A 3,858-nucleotide genomic window follows, 5' to 3' on the forward strand; every position below is an offset into this window, starting at 1 on the left:
GCCCCGGCCCCCGTCACCTCCAGGTTCAGCAGCCGCACGGCACTCCGGCTCACCTGCTCCACCAGCGCTCCGGGCAGCCACCCGCCCGCCACCAGCCGGGCCGCGCCCTCGGTGGCCAGTCGGCGGGCCAGCTCCGCGGGGGCGGGTCGCGTGTCCGGGTCCTTCGCGAGGCACTCCGCTGTCAGGCCCCGCAACTCCCCGTCCAGCAGACCGAGTTCCGGCTCCTCGTGGACGACCTTGTAGAGCAGGGCGGCGGAGGAGTCCCCGGGGAAGGGCGGCAGGCCGGTCGCCGCGAACGCGAGAACCGCGCCCAGTGAGAAGACGTCGGCGGCTCCCGTGACGCCCTGGCCCAGGATCTGCTCGGGCGACATGTAGCCGGGCGAGCCGATGGACACACCGGTGGACGTGAGGGACGCCGTGCCGTCCGTGGCCCGGGCGATCCCGAAGTCGATCAGCAGCGGGCCGTCCAGGGTCAGCAGGACGTTCGACGGCTTCACGTCCCGGTGCACCAGCCCCAGCTCGTGCACCGCCGCCAGCGCCTCCGCGAGCCCCGCGCCCAGCGCCCGTACGGTGTGGACCGGCAGGGGCCCGCCGTCGGCGACCGCGGCCGACAGCGACGGACCGGCGGCGTACGCCGTCGCCACCCACGGCACCCGCGCGCCCGGGTCCGCGTCCAGGACGGACGCCGTCCAGGCACCGCCCACCCGGCGCGCGGCGTCGACCTCGCGCCGGAAACGCGCCCGGAACTCCTCGTCCAGGGCGAAGTGCGGATGCACGATCTTCACGGCGACCGTACGGCCACCGGCGCTGCGGCCCAGGTAGACCCGGCCCATGCCGCCGGAGCCCAGCCGGCCGAGCAGCCGGTAGGGCCCCACGACGGTGGGTTCGTCGACGTCGAGCGGCCGCATGGGCGTCACCCCTCCCCCGTGGGCAGGCGGGGACGACTCCGGTCCCGGTACGCCTGCACTCCCCAGCAGAGTAGTGCGGGAGCACCGCCCGGCTCACGGCTGGAGCAGGTCCACCTTCACGTCCGCCGGAAAGCCGGTCGTCGGGCCGACCCGCCGGGCGAACTCGGCGACCGCCGCCAGCTGCGGGTCGCCGAAGCGGAAGTCGAGGGTCGTGAAGTAGCGGGCGAGGGTCTCCTCGTCGAAGGCCTCCCAGCGGGCGGCCTGCTCGGCGACCTTGCCGACCTCCTCCAGGGAGAGGTTGCGGGAGTCGAGGAAGGCCTGGTGCACCCGGCGGGTGATGACGGGCTCACGCTCCAGGTAGTCGCGGCGGGCCGCCCAGACCGCGAAGACGAACGGCAGGCCCGTCCATTCCTTCCACAGTGCGCCCAGGTCGTGCACGGTCAGGCCGAAGCGCGGCCCGTCGAGCATGTTCGCGCGCAGCGCCGCGTCACCGATGAGGACGGCGGCATCGGCCTCCTGCATCATCAGGCTGAGGTCGGGCGGGCAGGTGTAGTAGTCCGGCTGGACGCCGTAGCGCTCGGCGAGGAGCAGCTGGGCGAGGCGGACGGAGGTGCGGGAGGTCGACCCGAGGGCGACGCGGGCGCCGTCCAGCCGGTCCAGGGGGACCTGCGAGACGATCACGCAGGACATCACCGGCCCGTCGCAGCCGACGGCGATGTCGGGGAAGGCGACCAGGTCGTCCGCGTGCCGGAGGAACTCGACGAGGGTGATCGGACCGATGTCGAGTTCGCCCTGCACCAGCTTCTCGCTGAGCTTCTCCGGGGTGTCCTTGGAGAGCTCGAAGTCGAGGAGCGTGCCTGTTCTCGCGAGCCCCCAGTACAGGGGCAGGCAGTTCAGGAACTGGATGTGGCCGACGCGCGGCCGGGTGCGAGGATTGTCCACATCGTGAGGCTAGCCCTCACGGCGTACGGACCGGCGCGCGACCCCGTCACCGGGGTGTGACCTGCCGTGGGCGCCTCCTACCGCCAGTCGGCCGCGGCTTGTTCAAACATTCGGGTGACGTGATCTTGACCCCTATTGCATTCCGGTGCCTGCGTGCTAGGCTCATCGCAAGTTGCAGTTTGGTTTCCCTTGCAGTACAGAGCCTGCGGAGCATGTGACCGCGGGCTCTCGTCATTCACAGACATATGCACTTGTGCGGAATTCATCTTCACACTTGCTGGTTCTGGAGCAGGGCAACCCTTTTGGGCCCAAGGAGGGCTTATGGCTACCGGAACCGTGAAGTGGTTCAACGCCGAAAAGGGCTTTGGTTTCATCGCCCAAGAGGGCGGCGGCCCCGACGTCTTCGTCCACTACTCCGCGATCAATGCGAGTGGCTTCCGCTCGCTCGAGGAGAACCAGCAGGTGTCTTTCGACGTCACGCAGGGTCCGAAGGGCCCGCAGGCTGAGAACGTCACGCCGGTCTGATTTGTAGTACCCAAGGAGCCCCGCGCCGTAAGGCGACGGGGCTCCTGCCCTTTCCCGGCCCTGCCGGCCGGTGAATTCCCGGCGAATTTTGGGCCGTGGGACGATGGGCGGATGCGGAAAGATCCGGAGAACAGCGGGGAGGCCGGCGGCACACCCGCCGACAAGGCCCTGGCCACAGGCCTGTCGTCCGGCCTGTCCCTCGGCGCGGCCATAGGGCTCGTGCTCGGCATGACCGTCTTCGACAACCTCGCCCTCGGCCTGGCCCTGGGCCTCGGTTTCGGCACGGCGATCGGAGCGGGCGCCGGCATCGGCGCGGCCCGGGCACGGGGGAACCAGGGGGACGGGAAGCAGAGCGAGCAGTAGGCGGCGGACACGGGCCCGGCGGCCGGTCGGACTGCCGAGGTTCGAAGGTGGCCGACGGGCGCCCGGCCGGAACGGGCGCCGCGCTAGGGTCTCCGGCCATGGCCGACGCCCCTGACTTCGTGACCGAGACCCGTGTGTTCTACGACGCCCTGGCCGAGGATTACGCCGCCCACTTCCAGGATCTGCGCCCGGGGACGCCCCTGGACCGGGGCGTGCTCCACGGTTTCGCGGGGCTGGTGGGTGAGGGGGGCGAGGTCGCCGACCTGGGATGCGGACCCGGGCGGGTGACGGCCTACCTGGCGTCCCAGGGGCTGTCGGTGTTCGGGCTGGACCTGTCGGAGTCGATGCTCGCGATCGCCCGCCGCGAGAACCCGGACCTGCGGTTCGTGCGGGGCTCGATGCTGGAGCTCGACCTGCCGGACTCCTCGCTCGACGGTGTCGTCTCCTGGTACTCGATCATCCACACACCCGAGGAGCACCTGCCCGCGCTCTTCGCCGGTTTCCACCGCGTGCTGCGCCCCGGCGGGCATCTGCTCCTCGGCTTCCAGTTCGGTGACGAACACCGGCGCTACGAGGGAGCGTTCGGCCACGACGTGTCCCTGACCTTCCTGCGGCGCCGGCCTGAGCCCGTCGCCGCCCTGCTGCGAGCGGCCGGTTTCACCCTCCGCGCCCGGACGGTGCGCGAACCGGACGCGGCAGGCGGCGAACCGGTCGCCCAGGCGTCCCTCGTGGCCCGCAAGCCGCCTGAGACGGCTGGCTGAGACGGCTGCCTGAGGGCGTCCGCGAGGACGCGTCACCGGACCTCGTACCCGGGCCGGAGGCCCCCGGCACCAACCGGCACCAACCGGAACGCCGCCCTACGACACCCCCGCCACATCCCTCCCCGCGATGTACCCGAAGGTCATCGCCGGGCCGATCGTCGAGCCCGCGCCCGCGTAGCTGTGGCCCATGACGGCCGCGCTGGCGTTTCCCGCCGCGTACAGGCCGGGGATGACCGAGCCGTCCTCGCGCAGGACCCGGGCCCGGGCGTCCGTGCGGAGGCCGCCCTTCGTGCCGAGGTCGCCGGGAACGATGCGGAAGGCGTGGTACGGGGGGAGCCAGAGGGGCGCCAGGCAGGGGT

General features: G+C 71.8%; 6 protein-coding genes. 3 read left to right on the top strand and 3 right to left on the bottom strand.

Features of this window, described 5'->3' with window-relative positions; genetic code table 11:
• Both C1J00_RS39880 and C1J00_RS39885 read right to left on the bottom strand, forming a co-directional pair.
• Positions 1-908 (bottom strand): serine/threonine-protein kinase (locus C1J00_RS39880; RefSeq protein ID WP_146046358.1); only part of this gene is annotated, 908 nt, incomplete at its 3' end.
• 93 nt (positions 909-1,001) lie between these two features.
• Positions 1,002-1,850 (bottom strand): menaquinone biosynthetic enzyme MqnA/MqnD family protein, encoded by an 849-nt coding sequence (locus C1J00_RS39885; protein WP_102913745.1) that lies wholly within the window; start codon positions 1,848-1,850, stop codon positions 1,002-1,004.
• A 321-nt stretch (positions 1,851-2,171) separates the two neighbouring features.
• Between C1J00_RS39885 and C1J00_RS39890 the strand changes: the two genes are divergently transcribed.
• From C1J00_RS39890 to C1J00_RS39900, 3 genes are all read left to right on the top strand, one after another.
• Positions 2,172-2,375 carry a cold-shock protein gene (locus C1J00_RS39890; RefSeq protein ID WP_003992177.1) on the top strand — a complete coding sequence of 68 codons (204 nt, stop codon included), beginning with the start codon at positions 2,172-2,174 and terminating at the stop codon, positions 2,373-2,375.
• 111 nt (positions 2,376-2,486) lie between these two features.
• Positions 2,487-2,738 (top strand): glycine zipper domain-containing protein, encoded by a 252-nt coding sequence (locus C1J00_RS39895; protein ID WP_102913746.1) that lies wholly within the window; start codon positions 2,487-2,489, stop codon positions 2,736-2,738.
• Positions 2,739-2,836: 98 nt separating this feature from the next.
• On the top strand, positions 2,837-3,499 hold the full coding sequence (locus C1J00_RS39900; RefSeq protein WP_102913747.1) for a class I SAM-dependent methyltransferase: 663 nt from the start codon (positions 2,837-2,839) through the stop codon (positions 3,497-3,499).
• Between the two features lie 96 nt (positions 3,500-3,595).
• Here C1J00_RS39900 and C1J00_RS39905 read toward each other — a convergent pair.
• On the bottom strand, positions 3,596-3,858 hold a 263-nt coding region (locus C1J00_RS39905), incomplete at its 5' end, for an FAD-binding protein (protein WP_146046359.1).

It is taken from the genome of Streptomyces cahuitamycinicus, assembly GCF_002891435.1.
Taxonomy (GTDB): domain Bacteria; phylum Actinomycetota; class Actinomycetes; order Streptomycetales; family Streptomycetaceae; genus Streptomyces; species Streptomyces cahuitamycinicus.